This is a genomic window from Vibrio sp. H11, assembly GCF_004804295.1.
GTDB lineage: Bacteria > Pseudomonadota > Gammaproteobacteria > Enterobacterales > Vibrionaceae > Vibrio > Vibrio ostreae.
This window is the reverse complement of sequence record NZ_SSHN01000003.1, coordinates 113,337-136,605: the sequence shown is the minus strand read 5'-3', so window position 1 is coordinate 136,605 and position 23,269 is coordinate 113,337. Positions and strand designations below refer to the sequence as shown.

The window sequence follows — 23,269 nt, the reverse complement described above, 5'->3', positions numbered from 1 at the left end:
TAAATACAGTGACTCATTGTAAAATAACTAAAATTGTTGCACTAATACGTTTGAAGTCATGTCGGCATTTTACCCGGAGAAATTCGGCCAACTGCTGACCACAACGCCAAGGATCTCATCAGTTTGGATAAAAACCACTACCTAATCGATCTTGAACTCGACCAATTGCGCAATAAATTTGAATCAGAACCCCAGCAGACACTGCTGGTGGCTGAGCAGTGTCTGGTGCGTTCAAAACAACTCGATTACTCCGATGGTATTATCCAGGCACTGATTATTCTCTCCCGTTGCCACTGGCTTGAGCACAATCACGGCCAGGGGCTGAAAACCATCAAACAGGCGCTCAGTTACCAGAACAGCCTGGACACCGATGATTATGTTCCCGAAATATTGCATATCCACGCCTTACATTTCTGGGGACAAGCAAAGTTCTACACTGCACAACAGTTTTGGATCAATGCCCTTGAGCAGGCCGCACTGGTCGATGAACATGGCATTATGATCGAGTGTCTGATCGGTTTGGGTAATGTCTGGCGAACGACCGGCGAGCATAAACTGGCCGCTTCAACCCATGAGCTGGCCGTCAAGGTCGCCAACAACACGCGCATTCACTGGCTGGAAGGCAAAGCCCGCATTTTATGGGCCTGGGATCTCTACCTGCTCAATCAGTTTGTCGACATGCTAACTGTACTTGATGGTGCTGAAGAAGCACTGCAAGGTCATCAGGACCGCACCTGGCAGGCTGAAGTGTGGGATTTCAGAGCATTAGCTTTACTCGGGCTGGAAAGGCTCAGTGATGCCGATGAAGCCACCCAACGCGCGCATGATCTGGCGGTCAAACACGATTTAGTCTGGATGACCGCTCACTCCTACATCAGCCGTGCACGACTGGAGATGCTACGCCATAATCTGGACGAGGCGACTCGGCTGCTGCATGCCGCCGAACGCTCAGCCGACGATGCCGATAACCGGGAATTGTTGGCACAAATCTGTTATCAACAATCTTTAATCGCCGAAGAACGCGGTGACTACCAAAGCGCCTTGCGGGCATTTCGTCATTATCGTCTCCACTCGACCCGCATGCTACGGGAGCAGACGGTACAAATCGGGCTCGATAAAGCTCGTATGTCCAAAGATCAGCTTGAGCAGCGCGCCAGAAAGCTGATTAACCGCATCCGCACCCAGTTCGAATACGACCCGGAAAAGCATCTGTCCAATATGGTGTCAGAAACCTACTGGTGGGAACAATTAGTTCAGTTCAAAGCGGAGCTGAACCATGCCAATCACTCGGTGATTACCATTTTGCATCCGGATCCCTACTTTCTCGACATTTGTACCGAGCTGGTACACACCTTGTGTGCTTCACAGGACTTGTTGTCAAGACTGAGCACTCATCGGCTGGGACTGCTGGTAAAAGAAAAAGACCGCGCCGCAGAGAAGCTCTATCAGACCTTGCAACAGATGATCGACATCTATCCCTGGCAGCGTAAAGGGCTGCATCACGAGATGCCGGATATTCAGCTGTACGATATTCTCAGTTTTCCATTTACCCTAGAGCAGTTAGAACAGATACAAACACAGGAAAAGTCGTATGGAAGTCCTACTCAATAAAATTCAGGACGCGGGACTGGACGCCACGTCGGTCACGGGCGAAGGTGCGATCATTTTCTGGAATCATGTACGTCAGCATATTGCGACCACACCGGAAGAAAAAGCCCTGTGTCTGATATTCAGTGCAGAATGCCGCGCTGAACTCAATCAGTTAGCCCAAAGCAGCGAGGAGTTGCGTTCGGCACTGAAACTATTAGCAGCCAGTCATGACTATGAACTTATCCTGTCACTGAAAAACAGCCTCAGTGAACGTTTGATTGAACTTGGCGACTACTCCGCGGCACTGACAGAGTATATTTCTGCGTCGGGCCTGGCGGTGGAACACAGCCTGATTGACGACTACGTGCTGGCCGTGCTGGGCATGGGTAGCTTATGCGATGACTATGGCGATCATACCCGGGCACTGCGCTACTACCAGAAAATAGACGGGATTGATCATGCCATCTCCAGCCGCTCTTTACGGCTGAGGTACAAGCTGAATATGTTGGGCTGCTATCTGCATCTGCATCGCTACACCGCCGCCAACGATTTGATTAAAGAGTGCGAAGAGCTGAGTATTCTGGTCAACGACAAAAATCTCGCCGGACAAATCCTGCTTTATCGGGCTACGTTATATCGCCAGCAGAATAAACTGGAACTGGCGATAGCGACTCTGGGCAGCGTCGCGAACCAGGTCGGCCAGGTGCATTCATTGTGGCTTTCCGTCATGCTGAGAATCGAAAAAGCCTACTGCTTGCTGCAGTTAGATAAGTATCAGTACGCCACTTTGGTACTGCAGGCAACGGAAAAACGCCTGCCAACCAAGATCACCTCGGTGCTTGAACAACGCCTTTATCGTGCATTCAGCCAAATCAGCGAGCAGCAGGGACAGTTTAAAACGGCACTGGCTTATGAGAAGAAAGGCTTTCGCATAGAATCCGATCTGATGAAACAGATCCCGATCGGCGAACTGGGCTCGCCGCAACTGCGCCGCTTATCTCGCTTTGAACTGCAACTGAAACTCATCTTATCTGAACTGGAAAACCGCGAGCTCAAAGAAACCACAGAGAATCAGAAACATGCCGTGGCGCAATTGCAGCAAGACGTCTACACCGATCCGATGACCAAGCTGCACAATCGGCGCTGGCTGGATAGCAAACTCAAAGATCTGCTGCTCAACGCAACACCATTCGCCTTTCTGGTCGTCGATATCGACCATTTTAAATCGATTAATGATGAACTCAGCCATCTGGTCGGGGATAGTGCTATTGTCAGTGTCTCATCCGAACTGGCGCGCTATTTCCGTTTTCGTAATGCGTCATGTGTTCGTTTTGGTGGCGAAGAGTTCCTGGTGATTATCGAAAATGCGACTCTCGAACAAGCCCATGGCCATGCGGAAATGTTTCGCGAACGCATTAACCAGTTTGATTGGGAAAGTATTCTTGGTGAGCGCCGCCTGACCGTCAGTATCGGCGTCACTCTGCATCGAGAGGGTGAAAACACCCAACGCACTTTCTATCGTGCCGACAAAGCGCTGTATCGCGCCAAAGCCAACGGCCGTAATCAGGTCTGTACGGAGAACTGAATCCTCCCGGCGAGCGCAACGCTCGCCAACCTCTTAGCCTGGACTGATTGCACCCGGCGCCCTTATTCCCCAAAGTCCTTTTATGCAATCAATTTGAGCCGCTATCAGCTCCAGCGCAGGATGCGCACTTCGTTGCCTTCCTGCGGCTGACCAGGAATATTGAGAGAGAGCAGGAAAGAAACTCCGGCCATCGCAGCCCCGATCAGAAATACCGCGGCTGGCGAAACCAGCCACAGCAGACCGAAGGTCACCGGAATCACGACCGCTGCGATGTGGTTAATCGTAAACGACACACCCGCAGTAGAGGCCATATCAGCCGGATCAGCAATTTTCTGGAAATAGGTTTTCACCGCCAGCGCCAGCGCAAAAAACAGATGGTCAACCACGTACAGGCCCGCAGCCCAATGAGCATCAGTCACGAAAGCATAGCTAACAAACACACAAATCAGCCCAAGGTACTCAAACATTAGTGCTTTGCGTTCGCCAACAATGCCAATAAAACGACCAATACGCTTAGCAAACAGGAAGTTGAACACATAGTTGATCAAAAATAGCAGGGTAATATCAGCCGCCGAATAGCCAAATTTTTCCACCATCAGAAAACCGGCAAACACGGTAAATATCTGACGCCGTGCGCCACTCATAAAAGTCAGCGCATAGTAAAGCCAGTAGCGTTTACGCAGCACCAGTTTCTTGTTCTGCGGTGTCTTAGCCTGAAATTCAGGAAACAGTAATGCGATGGCAATCACCAACACCAAACCGGTCCCTCCTGTGATGCCATATACCCATTTGTAACTGAGCTGTAATTGCTCCAGCATCACCCAGACAACGCCATAGGTGATGAGGGAAGCCAACGCGCCAACCGAGATAAATTTACCCAGCATTTCCGGCGCTTCTTCTTTAGTCAGCCATTGCAGCGAGAGGGACTGTTTTAATGTTTCAAAATAGTGGAATCCGATCGACATGATCAAAGTGGTAAACAACAGACCGGTCAGAGTCGGGAACCATCCGGTCATGGTCACTCCGAAAGTGAGCATCGCCAGCGCGATGATCATAAAACGCTGTTCACGAATGAACAGCAGAACAAAGATGGCGGTGAAGGCGAGAAAGCCCGGAATTTCACGCACACTTTGCAGCAAGCCGATGTCTGCACCATTAAACTGCGCTTGCTCAACCGCAAAATTGTTGAGCAGGGCCATCCAGCTGGAAAATGCAATCGGCACGATAATCGAAATTATCAGCAGAAAATTTTCAGGAGTTCGCCAATTTTTAGCTTCCATGGGTATTATTATCATCCTAGCGTTTAACAGGCGGCCAGTTTACCTAAACTTCTGTGCACTGTAACCTTTCTGTAGCACAACATTAACACCAATACCTGTTGAACGAACGCTGACATCATACCTGACTGCCGAGGACTGCTATGCATATCCGATTTGCTACTGCCAATCTGCTCAATTATCTGGCGCCGCCGAATGCGTTTTATGACTTTAACAATATTTACGAAGCTGGCCAGTGGCAGCAGAAACAAGCCTGGCTAAATCGTAAACTCGCCGCGCTGAATGCCGATGTGATTGGTTTCCAGGAAGTATTCACGCCAGAGGCTCTGCAACAGCAAGTGACGGAGTTGGGGTACCCTTATTTCGCGGTGGTCGATCAACCCAAAATCAGCGATGGCTACATTTATTCATCGCCTGTCGTCGCGATTGCCTCGCGTTTCGAACTGATCGAGGTCAAGCAGATCGATGTGACGGTGGAGGGGTTCAGTTTTCAACGTCAGCCGCTACGTGCAACCCTCATCCATCCGGCGCTCGGCCTGGTGGATGTGTATGTGGTGCATTTTAAATCCCAGCGTTCAATGCTGGAAAGCGAGGAAGACGCCAGGTTGGTTGATGCCTGGCAAACAGAGCTCTACGGACGCTGGCAATCCGCGATGCAACGAGGACAAGAGGCGCACCTGCTTCATCAGGCCATGGTGCAGCGCAAACGCCAGTATGGCCATCCCATGGTACTGATGGGCGATTTCAACCAGGTGCTAAGCAGCATGGAATTCAATGCGCTGCGCGCGACTCATCGTTTCCGCCAGCCTGATACTTTTGCACCTTTACTGCCCTATCATCTGCACGACAGTTGGGAGCTCTTTAGCCATAGTCACGCAGGAACACGGAAACCGACCCATTACAGTGGCGCCAGTGGTCAGGTGCTCGACTATATCCTGCTCAGCAGCGACTTTACCCAGGACGCCGACCATCCGGTGGCAACCGTGGTCGATTATCATGTGGAAGATCACCATCTGGTCAATCCGCACTCAGAAGCCGACCGCTTTGCCAGCGATCACGCCCTGGTTGCCGTGACCTTGCAGTGCGCTAAAACCATAGCCGGGAATAGCGAGTTGCCGCTTTAAATAATAATGAGCGCTATCACTGCCCGGTTCACCTTAAAGCATCGCAAGGCGGACAGCATTGATCCTTGCCTCAGGCAGATCATAATCCCGCCGTCTTGATCAAGTGCTGCCATCGGGAATGGCGCTGCAGATAGTGTGCAACGTAACTACAACGCGGAATCAGCTGCCATTGTCTCGCTTCCAGCAACGGTAGAATGCACTCCATCATGACTTGTCCGTATCCCTTGCCACGCAGTGATTCGGGAATTCGGGTTGAGGTTATTGTCATCACTCTCCCCTCCAGGTAATAGTCCATCCGGGCCCAGTCGTCGCCCTCCAGATGCACCCGAATCTGCTGCTGTTGTTGATCAAACACCACTTCATGGTAATTGCCAGCCTCATCCGACGCCGTATGCGAGCTGTTCCGCTTCACTTTTGCTCCAATTTTGATAAATAACTCAAAGAAATTGTCGCCTCATCACATTGAATCTCAAATTATCTAATCATAAAATGTGCTTAACTGCAGAAAAAAAGCATAAAAGCAGTCAATAATACGGAGACCATAATGCGCGCACAGTCAGTGGCAACACCACAAGAGCATGGAAGCTCGAAGTCCAGCGCCCGACAAAAAAATGTGTCGACTCTCAACAGCACAGATGCGTTGGCGATGGTGGAACACGGCAGTGAGCTGACTTTAAGCATCACTACTCCGGTCGGAACTAAATTCAGTTGTAAAACCCCTTTTATTGGCACGCATTCTGATACTTATCTGTTGATAGAGATTCCACAGGTCTCAGCAGAAGATCTCAACTTTTTCTTTCAGGAAGGATTCTGGATCAACGTCCGAGCCATTTCCCCACGTGGGGAAGGCGCTATGCTGCATTTTCGCAGCCAGCTACTGCACATTATGCAAGAGCCGATAGCGCTGGCGATGCTGTCCATTCCCAACACCATGCAAGTCACCCAGCTACGTAAAGAACCGCGTTACGAGGTCAACTTGTCCGGCAAGGTTTACCTGGGTGAACAAAAAGCGGAATGCGAAGTCCGGGATCTGTCTAAAAGTGGCTGTCGTTTCATTACCGCTCCGGTTGGCCGTACCTATCAGGTGGGAGATCTGGTCTCCGTCGAGCTGTTTGCAGACCGCAGAAGCAGTAAAGTGTTTGCGCCGCTGACTGGTAAAATCTGTAACTTACAGCGCTCAATGCATTATGCCCGTTACGGCTTGGAATTTAACGATCAGGGTAAGACCAACGCTAAAAATTTGCTGGCACGACTCAAATTCAACGGTACGAAATTAACCTTGAACGTGGAATAAAGACTAGCCCCAAACGACTTGGAGTTGCAGGCAGGATTGACCAACGACAGATAAAAAAAGAGCCAACCGCAAATGGTGCGATTGGCTTATATATGATGTGAACAAATATCGATTCACTAACAACGTCAGTTGGCTAGGTGACCCTCGGCTTAATAAGGGTCGACACATATTATGCATTAAGCGTGCCAACTTGAAAAGCGCTTTTTCGGCCTGTTCTGCGCACATTCACCTCAATCTTCAGCATGTTTTTGCATTTTAAAAATTGCAAAATGCAAAAACACGCATTTTGATACGCAACTCATCACTTAATCTACGCTGACATTGTTTAACGATAATTTCAATTTATCGGTCGGATTTGACTCGCCTTTTTGGGTATACTGCCGTCATCAGTTGGTCTAATAAGGTTAGTAATGAATTACATCACTACATTTTTAAAAGGTATCGCCATGGGCGCTGCGGATGTTGTACCCGGCGTGTCAGGGGGGACTATTGCTTTTATTACCGGCGTATACGATACCCTGTTAGAAAGTATTCGCCGCATTAACCCACATTTACTCGGCTTATGGAGACGAGAAGGTTTTGCTGCCGCTTTTCGTCATATCAACGGCGGATTTCTGATCGCATTGTTCGGCGGCATCATCACCAGCATCGTCAGCCTGGCGAAACTCATCTCCTGGCTGCTGGAAACCCATCCCATCCCGACCTGGTCTTTCTTCTTCGGTTTAATTTTGGTCTCTGTGTACCATATTCTGCGTCAGGTTCAGCAAAAAAGTGTGTCCCGCTGGTGCTGTCTGGCACTCGGGGTGGCGTTCGCCTATTCGATTACCGTAATCAAGCCTCTTAGTATGGATTTTACCAGCCTCAATATTCTGCTGGCAGGCAGCATTGCCATCTGTGCGATGATTCTACCCGGTATATCCGGTAGCTTTATCCTGCTGCTGATCGGTATGTATACGCCGATTATTGATGCGGTGAAATCGTTGCAAGGCAGTGTGCTGGGATTGTTTGTGCTCGGTTGTGTGGCAGGCTTGCTCTGCTTCTCTCACCTGCTGTCATGGCTGCTGAACCACTATCGTGACGTCACGCTGTCTTTTCTCACCGGCCTGATGCTGGGGACTCTACCGAAAATCTGGCCCTGGAAAGAGACTCTCAGTTGGCGCACCAATTCACACGGTGAACAAGTACCGCTGCTGCAACATAATCTCAGTCCTTTTGAATTTGAATCCGTAACATCCCAGCCAGCTCAACTAGGTATCGCTATCCTGTTCATGGTATGTGCGATTGCTCTGGTATTAGGCCTGGAGAAATATGCCAGCCGTCACGACATGTGACCAACTGACCAACACAAAAGGTGGCTGCAGCCACCTTTGTTATTCATATCGCCCCTGCGCCAGGCCCAGATTTCTACCGCACTATCACAATTTTCCCCTTTGCTCACAGCCACTTATTATGCAATGTGCTAGTCTTGCCTTAATTACGTCATTCCCGTGACTGGCGTAACTGTGTTGTGATGTTAAACCTGGCAATAGCAGACAACGTCGCTGTAGCCTTCGATGATCTGAGCCGTCCGAATGCAAAGAACACTTCACATTGGCTGCATCCTTTTAGCGCTGACCGGCGGCTTTTTTGCCGCCCAGATGACCGGTTTTTCTCAGCAGGGACATCGCCCGGCTGACTTGGGCGATTACTGCACCCTGTCCACCATCAGTTGCCAGCAACACAACGTCACCATGACAATGGCCGACGACCATGTGCAGCCACTGGTTGCAACCCTCATTCACATAGACTGGCCGGACACCGCTGCAGAGACTCTGCTGCTCTCCATGCAAGGTCTGGAAATGGAGATGGGAGAAGTGCGCTTTAAGTTGCAGCGCAATCAGCAGGGGATCTTTACTGCTGATATCGTCCTGCCAGTCTGTACCGCAGGCGATATGACCTGGCTTGGTACTCTGACCGATGGCAGACAAACTGTCTATCCGGCAATAAGGATGCAACGATGAGTAAAAACTGGTCTCTGATCCTGGTGGTGGCTTTTGCGCTTGGCTTCGCGCTAAAAAACTATCTCGACACACATCAACAGCAGCCGATGCAACCGCCACAGAACGCAACACAGCTTAAGTCGGTGGTGTTATATGGTGAAAATAATAAAGCGGTCGAGGTGTTTGACCGAAACGACAACCGTATCCGCATTCTCTATTTTGGCTTCACCCGTTGCCCGGACGTGTGTCCTACCTCACTGGCGATGTTAGCCGGAGCGCTGAATCAGTTGGATGATACAGCTCTGCATCAATTACGCCCGATGTTCATCTCTCTTGATCCGGAAAGAGATAACGCCGCCGACTCGGCCAAATATGCCCATTACTTCCATCCGATGCTGGAAGGTTTGTCTGCCCCGCTCGCGGTGACGACGGCTCTGGCTCATCAATATGGCGTGATCTTCCGCAAGACTGAATTACCTGACTCCAAGCTGCAATATACCCTGGACCACAGCTCCTATTTCTACTTTATTCGTCCGGATGGCAGCCTGATCACTAAGGTGCCTCACACCCAGAACCCGGCGCCGATCATCGCCGCAATTCAGCAAGTTCTGTCTGCAACGTCGAATATCCCCCCATCACAAGGAGAGTAAAGTGATGACCAAAATGTGCTTATTAGCGGCCGTCCTGCTAAGTCCGATGACACTATCAGCCACCACCCTGGAAGTGAGCCAGGCGTATGCCCGCGCGACCCCGCCCAATGCGGTCACCAGTGCCGTATTCGCCACTATCAGCAACCATGACAACCAGGACCATTCCATAGTGGCAGCGCTGACACCGGCAGCGGGCAAAGCAGAACTGCATGACGTGATCACCGAGGGTGACATGATGAAAATGCGTCAGGTCACTTCTTTTAAACTACCGGCCGGCGGCTCGCTGCAACTCAAACCCGGCAGTTTTCATATTATGTTGTTTGATTTACCCCAGCCCCTGATGGCAGGTATGAACATTGAGGTCGAACTGCAATTAGAAAATGGCGACCACTACCGTTTTGATGCCCCGGTAAAAAAGGTGATGGCAGGAATGCATCAGCATTAATATGGCGTTCAGTGCCGCGCGCTTGAACTGCCGGCACTTTTACTTCCCGCTCTTTTTCTTCATCACGCCACGGATATCTGCTGCCCCCGCCACCACCCAGAAAATGTAACCAGAACGTTAATGACACCTTATTCCACTCGCTTTTGGAACCAAACGGTCATTCGGTGCTGGCTTTGCGCACTCAATACCAAACCAGACGCATAGCAGTCAGAACAAGGGACTGCGCTCTTTTCTGAGAGCGGTACAATAGTCTGAAAATAATTCAACACACCAAATACCTGACCAATCCGCTCACAACCAAGTCAACTACAAATATTTAACAAAAATCCTAAAATGTGTTGCAATTCAACATAAGCGGTAATTTTTTGTTCTAACGAACAATTAATCCTAGACACATTATCCCGTGACGTTAATATTGGCTACCTTCAGTGATATTCACTGAAATAACTACAAACTGAACTTTATTTTCATCTCAGGGATAACTAATGCAAAGCAACAATATTTTTGCCCGTTTTGCGCGCGGTAACCTGGTGCTGCAAATCCTGGCAGGTATCATCCTTGGTATCCTGCTGGCACTCGTCGCACCGGAATCTGCACAAAACGCGGGTTTACTCGGAAGCCTTTTTGTAGGTGCACTCAAAGCCGTTGCACCAATTCTGGTGTTTATTCTGGTTGCCGCGTCTATCGCCAACCAAAAGAAAAACCAGCATACCTTTATGCGCCCGATCGTCATTCTATACCTTTTGGGAACCTTTGCCGCAGCGCTGACCGCTGTATTACTAAGCTTCCTGTTCCCGACCACTTTGACGCTGGTTGCTGGTGCTGAAGGGGCAACGCCACCACAAGGCATTGCTGAAGTTTTGCATACTCTGCTATTCAAACTGGTCGACAACCCGGTAAATGCCCTGATGTCTGCTAACTACATCGGTATTCTGGCCTGGGCTATCGGCCTTGGTCTGGCGCTGCACCATGCTTCTGCAACCACCAAAGCGGTATTTGAAGATCTGAGCCACGGCGTCTCTCAAATCGTGCGTTTCATTATTCGTCTCGCGCCATTTGGTATTTTTGGCCTGGTTTCTTCGACCTTCGCGACCACAGGTTTCAGCGCGCTGGCTGGCTACGCGCAACTGCTGGCGGTTCTGCTTGGCGCAATGCTGATCATTGCCCTGCTCGTAAACCCGCTGATTGTTTACATCAAAACAGGCACCAATCCATACCCGTTGGTTCTGCAGTGTCTGCGTGAGAGCGGTGTAACTGCGTTCTTCACCCGTTCAAGTGCAGCCAACATTCCGGTCAACATGGCGCTGTGTGAACGCCTGAAACTGGACGAAGACACCTACTCTGTATCGATTCCTCTGGGTGCAACCATCAACATGGGCGGCGCAGCGATCACGATTACCGTTCTGACTCTGGCTGCAGTGCATACTCTGGGTATTCAAATCGACCTGATGACAGCGTTGCTGCTAAGCGTGGTTGCGGCAATTTCTGCCTGCGGCGCATCAGGTGTTGCAGGTGGTTCACTGCTGCTGATCCCACTGGCTTGTGGTCTGTTTGGTATCCCGAATGAAGTTGCGATGCAGGTTGTCGGTGTCGGTTTCATTATCGGCGTGATTCAGGACTCAGCAGAGACTGCACTAAACAGTTCGACGGACGTTGTGTTTACCGCAGCAGTATGTCACTCAGAACATAAACCGGCTGCTTAATCACTAAGCTACTCGTTAGACATGAAAATGCCCCGCTGTGTCGGGGCATTTTTGATCTGTCTTATGTACTCACTGCTTGTACTCACTACTGACCGTTGATCAAGGTCAACGGTCAGTAATCGGCGTCTGAATGAAACAGGGTACGGTGTCATGACCTCAGGCGACAATTAGCCTGAGTCATTGTTGAAACTGAGTCATTGTTGAAAGACAGTTACTGTTGAAAGAGAGTTACTGTCGGCGATAAGCCGGAAGCACTCTCAGGTGCTAATAACGGTCCATCGGAGTGTGCGAAAAATTCACTGCTGGTGACGGCTTCGTTTCCGTCTGATCCGCGGGTAACTGCGTCGGTTGGAGCAGTTCGCCATCAACGCCAAACTCATCACGGTGCAGCCCGGGCTCTTGCGTATCCTCACTGGGATCCGCCACATCGGATATCGGCACACCGCGTTTATACAGTTTATTCAGCGCACGGATAATGGAATGTTTCCGTACCGTACCGGAGGCAATTTTCTTCTGCAAAGGCTTAGCCAGCGACTGCAGACCAACCACTGAATCCACACCTATCTGACTGCCTACCTGATCGCGCAGAGCCTTGGCAGGTTCGTAACCGAATAATACCGACAGAAACAACCAGATGTAGGCATTCGCTTTACCGTGAGCACCACGTTCGATCCAAGCCTGACCACAATGATACATGGCTTCAGCATGACCTTTTTCACAGGCCCGCTCAAGCCAGTAAATACCTTTGGCAAAATCACTGCTTACCCCGACGCCTTTGATATAATTCATCCCCAGTTTCATCATGCCTTCCAGGCTATGTAGGCTGGCTGCCTTGGAATACCAGTAAGTCGAGTCACCCGGAGCTGGCGCTATATTATCGTGTGACACGCACCACTCGCCCATAAACAACATGGCGTCGATATAGTGTTGTTCAGCCGCTTCCTGAATGATAGCGATACCTTTGGTGACATCTGTCTCCACACCGCGACCATGAAACAGTGCACGTCCTGCCTCATACTTTGCGGCATTGTCACCTTCCACACCACGGAGGTAATTCTGCCAGAACTTGGCTTTTTCTTTTAAAATCACATCGTCACGCATCCGTTGGCATAATCTTACGATGCCATACATGCCGGGAATGTTGTCGCTCTGGGCTGCTTTTTCATACCAGAACAGAGCTTCGCGCAAATTGCTGCGTTCCGCTTCTTTGGCCAGAAACAGCATGGTCGGTACATGGCCGGACTCTGCTTTTTGCAGGCGCTCTTTACGCTCCAGATCTCGCTGACGCTCCAGCGCTTTACGATACGCTTCTTCACGCGCTTTTTTCTCAGCTTCCAGGCGCTTTTTACGTACCGAAAGTGAAATCATCCAGACAAAAATCAGTATCAGTGATAAGCCTGTCGCGCCAATCGCGATCCCTATGGTATTCATACAATTAATTCTTTATCTGTACTTTGTGCACTGTATCGGCTGAAACGCCAAAAGATTGAGTCTGATATGCGCTAACAGTGCTGAATAAATGAAGGCCTGCGTAATATCATCCCAGCAGGATAGATGACCATAGTACCGCACTCCATTAGAGCGCGGTACTGACAATCTTATTGAAGATAGGATTTGAGCGCAGACACATGGGGCTCGCAACGTGTCTGGCTAGTGACAAACAAATTAAGGGTGAACCGCAATTGACTGTTCACCCACTGTGGACAGAGAAAAATCACTGAGCCGATTTACGATTCACCGCTTTAACAAACACTTCCTGCGCCCCCTGGATACCCAGTGCTTTGGCTTCATCGAGTAAGCTCAATGCTTTTGGAATATCGTTGGCTTCGACCGAACGCTCAATCGCGGTGTGGTAATACCCGGTCAGCTCAGTACCCTGTGGTATATTGTCGTTCTGGTTAACAATCTTGCGGTTGATGATATCGTTGGCTGACACAGACAAACGAAATTGGCCTAATGAGCTGTGCTTGGCTTGCGGGTCGGCGATATCAGGCGGCTGAGTATGACGCGCAATCGCGAACGCTTTGGCCGGATGCATGATGGTACTGCTGCCTTTGATATCCTCAGCAGTGGTGTAAATCAGCACGTGCAGGTCCTGACCACTCATGTCAGGAATCACGTTGAAATCTAGAACAAATTTGTCGTTGTCGAGCAGCTTGGCCGGAACATATTTAAACTGGGCAAAATCTGCATGATAAATCGACTCACCCTTGCTGTTCAGCACCTCGACATTTGGTGCATAGAACTGCATATCCTGGCTGACAAACGTTTCGATCTGCATATCCAGGCTACCGCGGTTGCCCGGGATCTTAAAGCCCGCAATCGCGCCGGCACTGTGACCATCCAGCAAAATCTGGCTTTTCTCGGTGAGCGCAAACTCAGTCGTCACCGGCACCGCGAGCGGAGTCCAGCTGATCTGTTCTGCCTGAGTAATGACTTGCTGCGCCCCCTGCGAATCCATCTCAACAGGATCTACGGATGTACAACCGGTCACCACCATCCCTAACAATATGGGAGTAAGCCATTTTCTCATTAACGTTTACCTCAATATCTGCTTGAAAGAAATACAGCCAGAGTCTATCTGGCTGTATTAGTTTAGGACAGTTTATTAGTTTTAAAAAAATGAGACAATTACCACCAAGCTTCGGCTTGTACACCAAACTGGAATGAATTATCAGAAGTACCATTATCGAACACGTTGGAATCGCCATCGTTATCGTTAGTCAGGTAAGACGCGTACAGACGGATTTCAGGACGAGCCCAGAAACTTGAACCGGCAGACCAGGCTTGCGCCACTGTCAGCTTACCAAATTTATTTTTGTCTCCGTCGTTGTCATCAACTGCGTAGCCTGCCTCAAAGATAGTCTTATTGTACTCATCCCATTTGTAAACAGGACGAACCACAACGGACATCGCTTCGTATTTGTCCTGACCATCCCACATGTCCTGGCCAACACCATACACAAGTTGGTGACCCAGTTCCCAGCTGTCACCCAGGCCAACCACACCCATGTTGATCAAACGGTAACCATCAGCGCCACTCTTAGCTTCTGCACCGTACCAGCTGCCGTCACCATAGAAGGCCATGGTTTTAGAATAACCTTCGGTACCGTATTGGACGACCGTTTTATTGAAACCGTTCGCCAGCCCCTGAGTCAGCTCAGCAGTCAGCATCACGCCGTTTTTCGCATCTTTTGCAGCCTGAGAAGCGCTGTCCGTTTCATTTACGATCGCGTAATCCACACCGACTTCCAGTGAGCCGTTGTCCCACAAAGGGATACCTGCATAACGCGCGTCCAGCGTATTCACGTTCACAGCGCCGCCACTGTTGCCGCTATCCGGAGTATCACCTGGGTTATTTGAACCTAAACTAAAATTGTCGTTGCGATCACTACGCACCCAAGCCAGAGATAATTTACCCGGACCGGTTTCGATACCTTCAATACCTGCACCGGCACCGGAAATGTTCCAGTAGTAGAAGTCACTGATGTGGATGTCGTGACGTTGGTAGAAGCGTTTACCGGCCCACAGTGTGGCTTCCGGTGCAAAGCCCAGCACCCCTTTCGCCTGAACGTTGAACTGACGCAGCGCAAATTCAGCATCATCAACACAATCCACACCATCACCTGCGTCATTCAAACCACAGTTAGTACCAGTACCTTCCCAGTCATTCGAGCCGTTAGAGGTCATCGCAACCATAGAGTCAACATAAAACGTTTTGCCGTTGTTGTTGTAGACTTCCTGACCCAGCTGAACTTCGCCGTAGATATCACCTTCGTTGCCCAGACGACCAACTTTATTCTTCTCATAAGTTACTTGTTGACCACCGTCGGCGCTGACACCGACACCAGCACGCATGTAGCCATGAAAATCCACTGCGAATGCGGAACCTGCTGCCAGAGAAGCAGCCACTGCGGCAGCGATTACACTTACTTTTTTCATCATTAACTCCATTTAGGGTCGTTTTTATCGGAATTTTCGTCACTCTCTGGCGGGTTAAACGTCTCTAAAAGGCAGAAAAGATGGGTTTAACGTCAGAGGGTGATGGGGTAAACCCCGTTTGTTTCAACTGCAACTCAGATTACTTGACGGCCGACAGGCACACTTCCTCCACCCCTTGAGATTATTAAGGGGGAGTAGAAAGGCGTAGAAAATTACAGGTATGGTCTTTCTTTAGGGCTGATCACGAATTTCGGGGCGGAGGAGATCATTAACTTCCAGGATCCTGGAATACAAAATGCATATTTGATCACAATTTCAACGTATTAGCCATGCACTTCTGAAATAAAATTACATTATAAAATATGTGACCAGGCTCTTGACCTTGAACGGCCAAAGCCTTTTACTTAAAAAATGATGGTTAATATTACGCCAATAACAACAACGACTGGATATGATGAAAACGACTCGTTCTCGCCCTTACCCTTTAGGTGCAACACTTGATCCAGATGGATGCAATTTTGCTGTGTATGCACCGGCTAACAAAAACCTGTTACTGGCGTTGTTCAACTCTGACGGCAGTTACCAAACTCATCCCTTTGCAGACCAATACGCCGGGATTCAGCACATTTACCTCGAAGGTATTCAGGCTGGTCAACGGTACGGCTTTTTAATCCAGAGTGATGAAGAACTTTTCTATATTTCCGACCCCTATGCGAAAGCATTGGACAAAAACCTGACTTACAAAGTTCCGTTTCAACTGCGCGATAGTTTTTCTCTGGCCAAATGCGTGGTCACGGATAGTCACTTTGACTGGCAGGATGTCGCGAAACCCAATCGTCCGCGCGACGAAATGGTCCTGTTCGAAACCCATGTCAAAGGCGCGACCAAACTTCACCCGCAAGTCAATAGTGCGCTGCGCGGCACTTATCTTGGCCTTGTCAGCGAACCTATGCTGGAGTTTTATCGTCAGCAGCAGATCAATACCCTGCAACTGCTACCGATTGCCGCATGTATGCATGAGCCACATTTACTTGAGATGGAGACGGTTAACTACTGGGGTTATAACCCGTATCTGTTTATGGCGCCGGATCCGCGCTATGCCAGTCAGGATGCCGTCACCGAACTTAAAACCACCATCCGGGAGCTGCATAGGCAAGGTATCGAGGTCATTCTGGATGTGGTCTATAACCACACTGCAGAAGGTGGTCAAGATGGCCCGGTGTTTAACCTTAAAGCGCTTGATCCCAGCTACTACCTCAAACATGGCAAGCATTACGCTAATTTTACCGGCTGCGGTAATACCTTAGATCTCTCTTATCAGGCATCACTCAACCTGGTGATGGATACGCTGCGCTACTGGGTTAGTGAATTTCATGTTGACGGCTTTCGCTTTGATCTGGCGGCGACTCTTGGCCGTATCGGCGATGATTTCAGTCGTGACGCCGCTTTCTTTAAAGCGGTGGCTCAAGATCCGGTACTGCGTCAGGTCAAGCTCATCGCTGAACCCTGGGATATCGGCCCCAACGGCTATCAGGTCGGTAACTTTCCATTTGGCTGGAACGAGACAAACGACAAACTACGCGATATTACTCGCAGTTTCTGGCGTGGTGATCAGGGCTACCTGAAAGAGTTCGCCACCCGATTAATGGGATCGCGCGATTTATACAGTGCCGCCAACTGGCCGTATAAACTGACCGTTAACTACATTACTTATCATGACGGTTTTACCCTGCAGGATTTGGTGTCATACAAGCTCAAGCATAATGAAGCCAACGGCGAGCAAAACCGGGACGGTCACGGTGATAACCGCTCAGATAATTATGGGGTCGAAGGTGAAACCGACAACATGGTTATCCGCACTATCCGCGAGCGGCAAAAGCGCAACTTTATGGCCAGCCTGCTGTTTGCGTTCGGTATCCCACATATTCTAACCGCAGATGTACTGTCCCACAGCCAGAAGGGCAATAACAACGCCTATTGTCAGGATAACGAGATCAGTTGGCTCGACTGGACACCATCAGAGCGTAAGTCTTATTTCAAGAACTGGCTGGCTGAGATGGTCGCAGCCCGTCAGACTTACATGGTGCCTTTCATTCGCGCTTTCAGTGGTGAGGAGCGCAATTTTAACCGTATATTCTGGCGTCGTGTCGACGGTCAATTGATGGAACATGACGACTGGAACCGGCTGAGCTGCGTGGCACTGCACATCGGCATTGGTGAAGAAGGCCAAGAACTGCTGTATTTGATTAACCAGACCAACGCTCCGGCCCGATTTGTCCTGCCCAATGATCGTAAGCAGGACTGGAAAATCATCTGCGATACCAACATGCGTCAGGTTCAGCCGGGGCATGCCGAAGGTGAAGTACTGCAGTTGCCGATATCAATGGCTATTTTACATTATCAGCCCAAGACGCACGCTAAGAAAAAACCAGCCTCTGGTGCTAAAAAAGCCTGAGGCCGGCCCATTATCTGCCCCCCTTGCACAACGCCCGCCAGCCGGGCGTTGTCATTCTCTGCGACAAAATCGCCCGTTATCAGCCCGGCCTATGCGCTTAAATTCTGCCCGTAACTACGGATTCAGGTTATACTGGTAACGACTCAAAAAACAATCAGTTGCATAATACTGGCAGCCGAAGCCATCGGGTCGTCAAACCCTTGCCCCGTCACTGTGAGCCCATTCTTGTCCGGCAAGCAGAAGCGCGTTGCGGGACAATCAGAAGGATGTTTCATGTATAAATTGTTTGAAAGCTTTACTCAGGCTTTCCCGAAAAAAGAGCCCCAACGTCCACCGGATACGTTGTGGGCATTCTGCCGCCACTACACCCGAGGCTACGAAAAGCCACTCTTGGTCATGGCGCTGATGAGCACCACCATAGCGATCATCGAAGTGTCGCTGTTTGGTTTTATGGGTCAATTGGTCGACTGGCTTTCATCGAGCAATCCGGAAACCTTTTTCCAGGATAATCGCAATACCCTGATTGGACTGTCACTCCTGCTGTTGGTTGGCATGCCGATACTGGTCTCGGTTTATTCCATGCTGATTCACCAGACCATGCTCGGCAACTATCCGATGTCGATCCGCTGGCTGGCACACCGCTATCTGCTCAAACAGAGCCTGTCGTTCTATCAGGATGAATTTGCCGGACGCATCGCCACCAAAGTGATGCAAACCGCGCTGGCAGTGCGCGAAACTGTGATGAAAACGCTGGATGTGTTTGTCTATGTCGCGGTCTACTTTACCGCCATGCTGGTCATGCTGGCTCAGGCAGACTGGCGCCTGATGATGCCGATGCTATTGTGGCTGGTGGCCTACATTGCCATTCAGGTTCGTTTTGTGCCTAAATTGAAAAAAATCTCAGCTGAACAGGCAGACGCCCGCTCAACCATGACAGGACGCATTGTCGATAGCTACACCAATATTGCGACCGTAAAACTGTTTTCACACAGCCGGCGAGAAACCCAGTATGCCGAAGAAGGCATGGAGGGTTTTCTCGATACGGTATACCGCCAGATGCGTCTGGTGACCGGCTTTAATATCTGGGTGGAAATCGCCAACTATATGCTGGTATTTTCCATCGCTGCGATTTCGATTTATCTGTGGATGCACAGCGCCATCAGCGTAGGTGCGATTGCCATTGCCATCAGTCTGGCACTGCGTATCAACGGTATGTCGAAGTGGATCATGTGGGAAGTGGGCGGTCTGTTTGAAAATATGGGTACCGTGGTCGATGGCATGAAAACACTGTCCCAGCCAATCAGTATCGAAGACAAGCCCGGCGCACGCGAATTGAATGTACCAAAGGGCGGCATCGAGTTTAACGACGTCAGCTTCCATTACGGCGAAAACAAAGGGGTTATCAACCACCTTAACCTGCACATCAAACCCGGGGAAAAAGTCGGCCTGGTTGGCCGCTCCGGAGCTGGAAAGTCGACCCTGGTTAATCTGCTGCTGCGTTTCCACGATGTGGAAAGTGGTGAAATACGCATTGATGGTCAGAACATTGCAGGCGTTACTCAGGATTCGCTGCGCCGTCAGATAGGTATGGTGACGCAGGATACCTCTCTGCTGCACCGCTCAATCCGTGACAACATTCTCTACAGCCATCCGGATGCCAGCGAGGCAGACCTGCTGCGCGCCACCAAACAAGCACATGCGCACGAATTTATTGAGACCCTGACCGACCCCTACGGTAATGTTGGGTATGATGCGCAAGTCGGCGAGCGTGGCGTTAAACTGTCAGGCGGGCAACGTCAGCGTATTGCCATTTCGCGGGTGTTGCTCAAAGATGCACCGCTGCTGGTCATGGATGAAGCCACTTCAGCGCTTGACTCTGAAGTCGAAGCGGCGATACAGGAAAGCCTCAATCAGCTGATGAAGGGCAAAACCGTGATTGCTATCGCCCACCGCCTGTCCACCATCGCGGCCATGGATCGCTTGATTGTCCTGGATCAGGGCCGCATCGTTGAGCAGGGATCCCACCAGCAGTTGATTGAACAAAATGGAATCTACGCCCAATTATGGGCGCATCAGACCGGTGGCTTTATCGGCTGCGATGAGACCGAAGGCGAAGTCGCTTAACCGCTGCCAGCCAGCAATTCACCCAGAACCCGGGTCAGCGTGTATGCGCTGACCCTTTTCCCGCCAGACATTTTCTCTTAAAATTCAGTTCTCTTTCTTTTCACTCTGAATGCGTTGTTATGAATAAAAGCTTTATTACCAATTTTGTCGCGCTGGTCTTGCTGGTGAGCGGCTACGCTCTCGACAATCGACTGGCCCTGTATGCCGGTCTGTTTGCCTTCTCCGGTGCCATCACTAACTGGCTCGCCATTCATATGCTGTTTGAAAAAGTGCCCGGATTGTACGGCTCAGGGGTGATTCCGGCCCGCTTCGAAGCCTTTAAAGCAGCGATTAAACAGCTGATGATGACGCAGTTTTTCAGTGACGCCAACATCGACCGTTTCCTCAATCAGGAAATGGCGGGCGACAAAGCGCTCGATCTTGAACCTGTCATCGCTAAGATCGACTTTAACCCGACCTTTGATTCTCTGGTTGAAGTGATTGAAAACTCTTCCTTTGGCGCCATGCTGGCGATGTTTGGCGGCCGTGAAGCGCTGCAACCGCTCAAACAGCCGTTTGTCGAAAAAATGCAGGATGCCGTGGTTGATATCAGCCAGAGTGATACGGTGAAAAACGCGCTCAAAGAGCATCTTGAATCACCGGCGATGCTGAATGAAATTAAAACCAACATCGAGAACATCATTGATCAGCGCCTGAGCGAGTTAACCCCGCAGTTGGTCAAAGAAATGGTACAGACTATGATCAAAGAGCATCTGGGCTGGCTGGTCGTTTGGGGGGGTATTTTTGGCGGTGTGATTGGTATCTTGTCCACTTTTGTTGCTTGATCTGCGCAATAAAAGTAGTCTGAAAATCAACAGAGCGTAAACAGAAATCCCGGCCAGAGCCGGGATTTCTGTTTTGTCATCTTCAGGTTACGCTTGATAGCGGATTACGCCGGCACACCGTTATGCACCAATCACGCCGCCATCTTCGCGGGTAATCATCATCACCGTAGAACGGGGTTTGCTATTCCCACCAGCCGGGAAATGCGACGGAGCATTGTCTTCGCCCGGGTGCTGCACACCAATAAACATGGTTTTGTAATCCGGAGAGAACGTCAGGCCGGTAATTTCGCACGCAATCGGACCGGTCAGAAAACGCTGTACTTCACCCGTGATCGGGTCACCGCATAACATCTGGTTGTTACCCTGCCCCGCAAAGTCACCCTTGTTGGAGTAGTTACCATCGGTTTGAATCCACAAGCGACCTGATTGATCGAAACCAATACCATCCGGGCTGTTAAACATGTTTTCAGCGCTGATATTGGCACTACCTGCATACAAATCGCTATGATGAACCGTCGGGTTACCGGCAATCAGATACAGATCCCAGGCAAACATATCGGCCGTATGGTCGCCATTGACCGGCATCCAGCGTAGGATCTGACCGTAATGGTTCTCAGCACGCGGGTTCGGTCCGCCAACTGGCTGGCCATCTTTCACACCACGGTTTTTGTTGTTGGTCAGGGTACAGAATACATGCTTGTTGTCCGGGTGAATCGCCACCCACTCAGGACGGTCCATGGTCGTCGCACCCACCTGAGTCGCGGCGCGGCGGGCAAAAATCAACACTTCAGCCTGGTTGTTAAAACCATTTTCTGCCGTCAGGCCATTTTTGCCAAAGGTCAGCTCAATCCAGTGGCCCTGGCCTTTGAGCTCCTTGTCATCCATCTCAAATTTGGCGACATACAGCGTGCCTTCTTCCAGCAGAGCGCGGTTAGCCGCATCATTACCTTCCTGATAACGATTTTTAGACACAAAGCGGTACAGGTGCTCACCACGTTCATCATCGCCCAAATAAACGACAGCATGACCATCGCTGTTGAGGGTGAACGCGGCGTTTTCATGCTTGAACCGGCCCAACGCCGTACGCTTCATTGGCGTGGAATCCGGGTTATGCGGGTCGATTTCTACAATCCAGCCAAAGCGGTTAGCTTCATTCGGGTTCTTGGTAATATCAAAACGTTCATCGTGGACATACCACTGATAGTCGTTTGGTTTGGCTTCAATGCCGTAGCGCTTCTGATCCGCCGTGACGGATGCTTCCTGACTGGCGCCAAAGAAATCATCAAAGTTCTCTTCACAGGTCAGGTAAGTGCCCCAAGGCGTCTGACCATTTGAACAGTTGTTAAACGTTCCTAAAGCCAGGACACCTTTAGGATCCGCTTGGGTTTTCAGCATGTCATGTCCGGCAGCCGGCCCCGTTAGCTGCATCGGCGTATTGGCGGTGATACGGCGGTTACGCTTGCCTGAGCGGTCAATGCTCCATTGACCGTTGCTACGTACGATCTCCACGATGGTGATACCCACTGCTGCCTGGGCTTTGCGAACATCATCGGCGCTCATCGCCTTACCCTGATGAGCGAACAGGTACTCGTAGTTGGTGTATTCGTTATTGATGGCCAGTACCGCGCGGTCGTCGCTGATTGGGAACAGGCTCATACCATCGGTGTTATCACCAAACTGCTGCGCCTGGGCACGGGAGTCCTGTTTACCGCTTGGATCAAATTCTGGTGCATTAGCGAAGATAGGATCACCCCACGACATCAGTGGTGTCGCTTTATAGCCTTTTGGTACCACCAGGGTATCAGACGTGGATGCGGGTACCGGCTCGAAGTTGAGTAATGAAGACTGAGGCTGGGCAGCCATCGCTTTAGCAACCGGGTTCAGAGACAAAAAAGCGCCCGCACCAGCGGCGGCAGTACCAGTCAGAAAACGACGGCGTGATAAACGCGCGTCAATCATTGCGCTAAACTGTGAATCTTGCTCATCACGGTTCCACATAGGGTTGCTCCTTACTTTCGTGATTTATAGTTGCGCAGTCGTTATGTTTGTTTGCGCAAATTAGTCTTATGTTGCATCAATGCAATTTGATGATGGCAGGAGCTTAGCGGGAATAAATGACGCTTAAGTGAAAGATATATTGCTAAATAATGACAAGCCAGGGTGAAAAAATTCGCAGCGATAGCGAGACGGGCCATGCGACCTTATAGATATTTTTCTTAATAAACAGGGACTTTCTCTTAAAGCAAAAAGAGATGAAGTAAAAACGCCACCCTGGGG

At 50.1% G+C, this 23,269-nt stretch carries 18 protein-coding genes; 12 read left to right on the top strand and 6 right to left on the bottom strand.

Annotated elements, in window-relative coordinates:
* The first annotated feature begins 123 nt into the window (after nt 1–123).
* Nucleotides 124–1,611: a hypothetical protein gene (locus E6C74_RS05570; protein ID WP_136483710.1), complete on the top strand. Its 1,488-nt coding sequence runs from the start codon at nt 124–126 to the stop codon at nt 1,609–1,611.
* Nucleotides 1,592–3,175 carry a GGDEF domain-containing protein gene (locus tag E6C74_RS05565; RefSeq protein WP_136483709.1) on the top strand — a complete coding sequence of 528 codons (1,584 nt, stop codon included), beginning with the start codon at nt 1,592–1,594 and terminating at the stop codon, nt 3,173–3,175. Before E6C74_RS05570 ends, E6C74_RS05565 begins: the two co-directional genes overlap by 20 nt.
* 104 nt (nt 3,176–3,279) lie before the next feature.
* Here E6C74_RS05565 and E6C74_RS05560 read toward each other — a convergent pair whose 3' ends face one another.
* Entirely contained in the window at nt 3,280–4,455 is a 1,176-nt protein-coding gene (locus E6C74_RS05560; protein ID WP_136483708.1) for an MFS transporter, read from the bottom strand.
* A gap of 140 nt (nt 4,456–4,595) precedes the next feature.
* Here E6C74_RS05560 and E6C74_RS05555 point away from each other — a divergent pair, with 140 nt between their 5' ends.
* Nucleotides 4,596–5,576 (top strand): endonuclease/exonuclease/phosphatase family protein, encoded by a 981-nt coding sequence (locus tag E6C74_RS05555; protein WP_136483707.1) that lies wholly within the window; start codon nt 4,596–4,598, stop codon nt 5,574–5,576.
* 79 nt (nt 5,577–5,655) lie between these two features.
* Here E6C74_RS05555 and E6C74_RS05550 read toward each other — a convergent pair whose 3' ends face one another.
* Entirely contained in the window at nt 5,656–5,934 is a 279-nt protein-coding gene (locus E6C74_RS05550) for a GNAT family N-acetyltransferase (RefSeq protein ID WP_240798144.1), read from the bottom strand.
* Nucleotides 5,935–6,222: 288 nt separating this feature from the next.
* Here E6C74_RS05550 and E6C74_RS05545 point away from each other — a divergent pair, with 288 nt between their 5' ends.
* The 6 genes from E6C74_RS05545 (at nt 6,223) to sstT (ending at nt 11,647) form a co-directional block, all read left to right on the top strand.
* Nucleotides 6,223–6,870 carry a flagellar brake protein gene (locus tag E6C74_RS05545; protein ID WP_240798143.1) on the top strand — a complete coding sequence of 216 codons (648 nt, stop codon included), beginning with the start codon at nt 6,223–6,225 and terminating at the stop codon, nt 6,868–6,870.
* A gap of 410 nt (nt 6,871–7,280) precedes the next feature.
* Nucleotides 7,281–8,201 (top strand): DUF368 domain-containing protein, encoded by a 921-nt coding sequence (locus E6C74_RS05540; protein WP_136483705.1) that lies wholly within the window; start codon nt 7,281–7,283, stop codon nt 8,199–8,201.
* A 240-nt stretch (nt 8,202–8,441) separates the two neighbouring features.
* Nucleotides 8,442–8,870 carry a hypothetical protein gene (locus tag E6C74_RS05535; RefSeq protein ID WP_136483704.1) on the top strand — a complete coding sequence of 143 codons (429 nt, stop codon included), beginning with the start codon at nt 8,442–8,444 and terminating at the stop codon, nt 8,868–8,870.
* Nucleotides 8,867–9,499, top strand: coding sequence for an SCO family protein (locus E6C74_RS05530; RefSeq protein WP_136483703.1), 633 nt, complete (start codon nt 8,867–8,869; stop codon nt 9,497–9,499). Before E6C74_RS05535 ends, E6C74_RS05530 begins: the two co-directional genes overlap by 4 nt.
* A gap of 4 nt (nt 9,500–9,503) precedes the next feature.
* Complete coding sequence (locus tag E6C74_RS05525) at nt 9,504–9,944, top strand: copper chaperone PCu(A)C (protein WP_136483990.1); 441 nt, start codon at nt 9,504–9,506, stop codon at nt 9,942–9,944.
* A 485-nt stretch (nt 9,945–10,429) separates the two neighbouring features.
* A complete protein-coding gene (gene sstT, locus E6C74_RS05520; protein ID WP_136483702.1) occupies nt 10,430–11,647 on the top strand; it encodes a serine/threonine transporter SstT in 1,218 nt (405 codons plus the stop codon).
* A gap of 264 nt (nt 11,648–11,911) precedes the next feature.
* Here sstT and E6C74_RS05515 read toward each other — a convergent pair whose 3' ends face one another.
* The 3 genes from E6C74_RS05515 to E6C74_RS05505 form a co-directional block, all read right to left on the bottom strand.
* A complete protein-coding gene (locus E6C74_RS05515; protein WP_136483701.1) occupies nt 11,912–13,078 on the bottom strand; it encodes a tetratricopeptide repeat protein in 1,167 nt (388 codons plus the stop codon).
* A 283-nt stretch (nt 13,079–13,361) separates the two neighbouring features.
* Nucleotides 13,362–14,180, bottom strand: a complete 819-nt coding sequence (locus tag E6C74_RS05510; RefSeq protein ID WP_136483700.1) for a MalM family protein — start codon at nt 14,178–14,180, stop codon at nt 13,362–13,364.
* A 98-nt stretch (nt 14,181–14,278) separates the two neighbouring features.
* On the bottom strand, nt 14,279–15,589 hold the full coding sequence (locus E6C74_RS05505) for a maltoporin (protein WP_136483989.1): 1,311 nt from the start codon (nt 15,587–15,589) through the stop codon (nt 14,279–14,281).
* Nucleotides 15,590–16,043: 454 nt separating this feature from the next.
* On the opposite strand from E6C74_RS05505, the gene glgX reads away from it, so the two are divergent.
* The 3 genes from glgX (at nt 16,044) to E6C74_RS05490 (ending at nt 20,992) form a co-directional block, all read left to right on the top strand.
* A complete protein-coding gene (gene glgX / locus E6C74_RS05500) occupies nt 16,044–18,044 on the top strand; it encodes a glycogen debranching protein GlgX (RefSeq protein WP_136483988.1) in 2,001 nt (666 codons plus the stop codon).
* Nucleotides 18,045–18,317: 273 nt separating this feature from the next.
* A complete protein-coding gene (locus E6C74_RS05495; RefSeq protein WP_136483699.1) occupies nt 18,318–20,168 on the top strand; it encodes an ABC transporter ATP-binding protein in 1,851 nt (616 codons plus the stop codon).
* Nucleotides 20,169–20,287: 119 nt separating this feature from the next.
* Nucleotides 20,288–20,992, top strand: coding sequence for a DUF445 domain-containing protein (locus tag E6C74_RS05490; protein WP_136483698.1), 705 nt, complete (start codon nt 20,288–20,290; stop codon nt 20,990–20,992).
* Nucleotides 20,993–21,112: 120 nt separating this feature from the next.
* On the opposite strand, the gene E6C74_RS05485 is transcribed toward E6C74_RS05490, so the two are convergent.
* Entirely contained in the window at nt 21,113–22,990 is a 1,878-nt protein-coding gene (locus E6C74_RS05485; RefSeq protein ID WP_136483697.1) for a PhoX family phosphatase, read from the bottom strand.
* Nucleotides 22,991–23,269 lie beyond the last annotated feature (279 nt).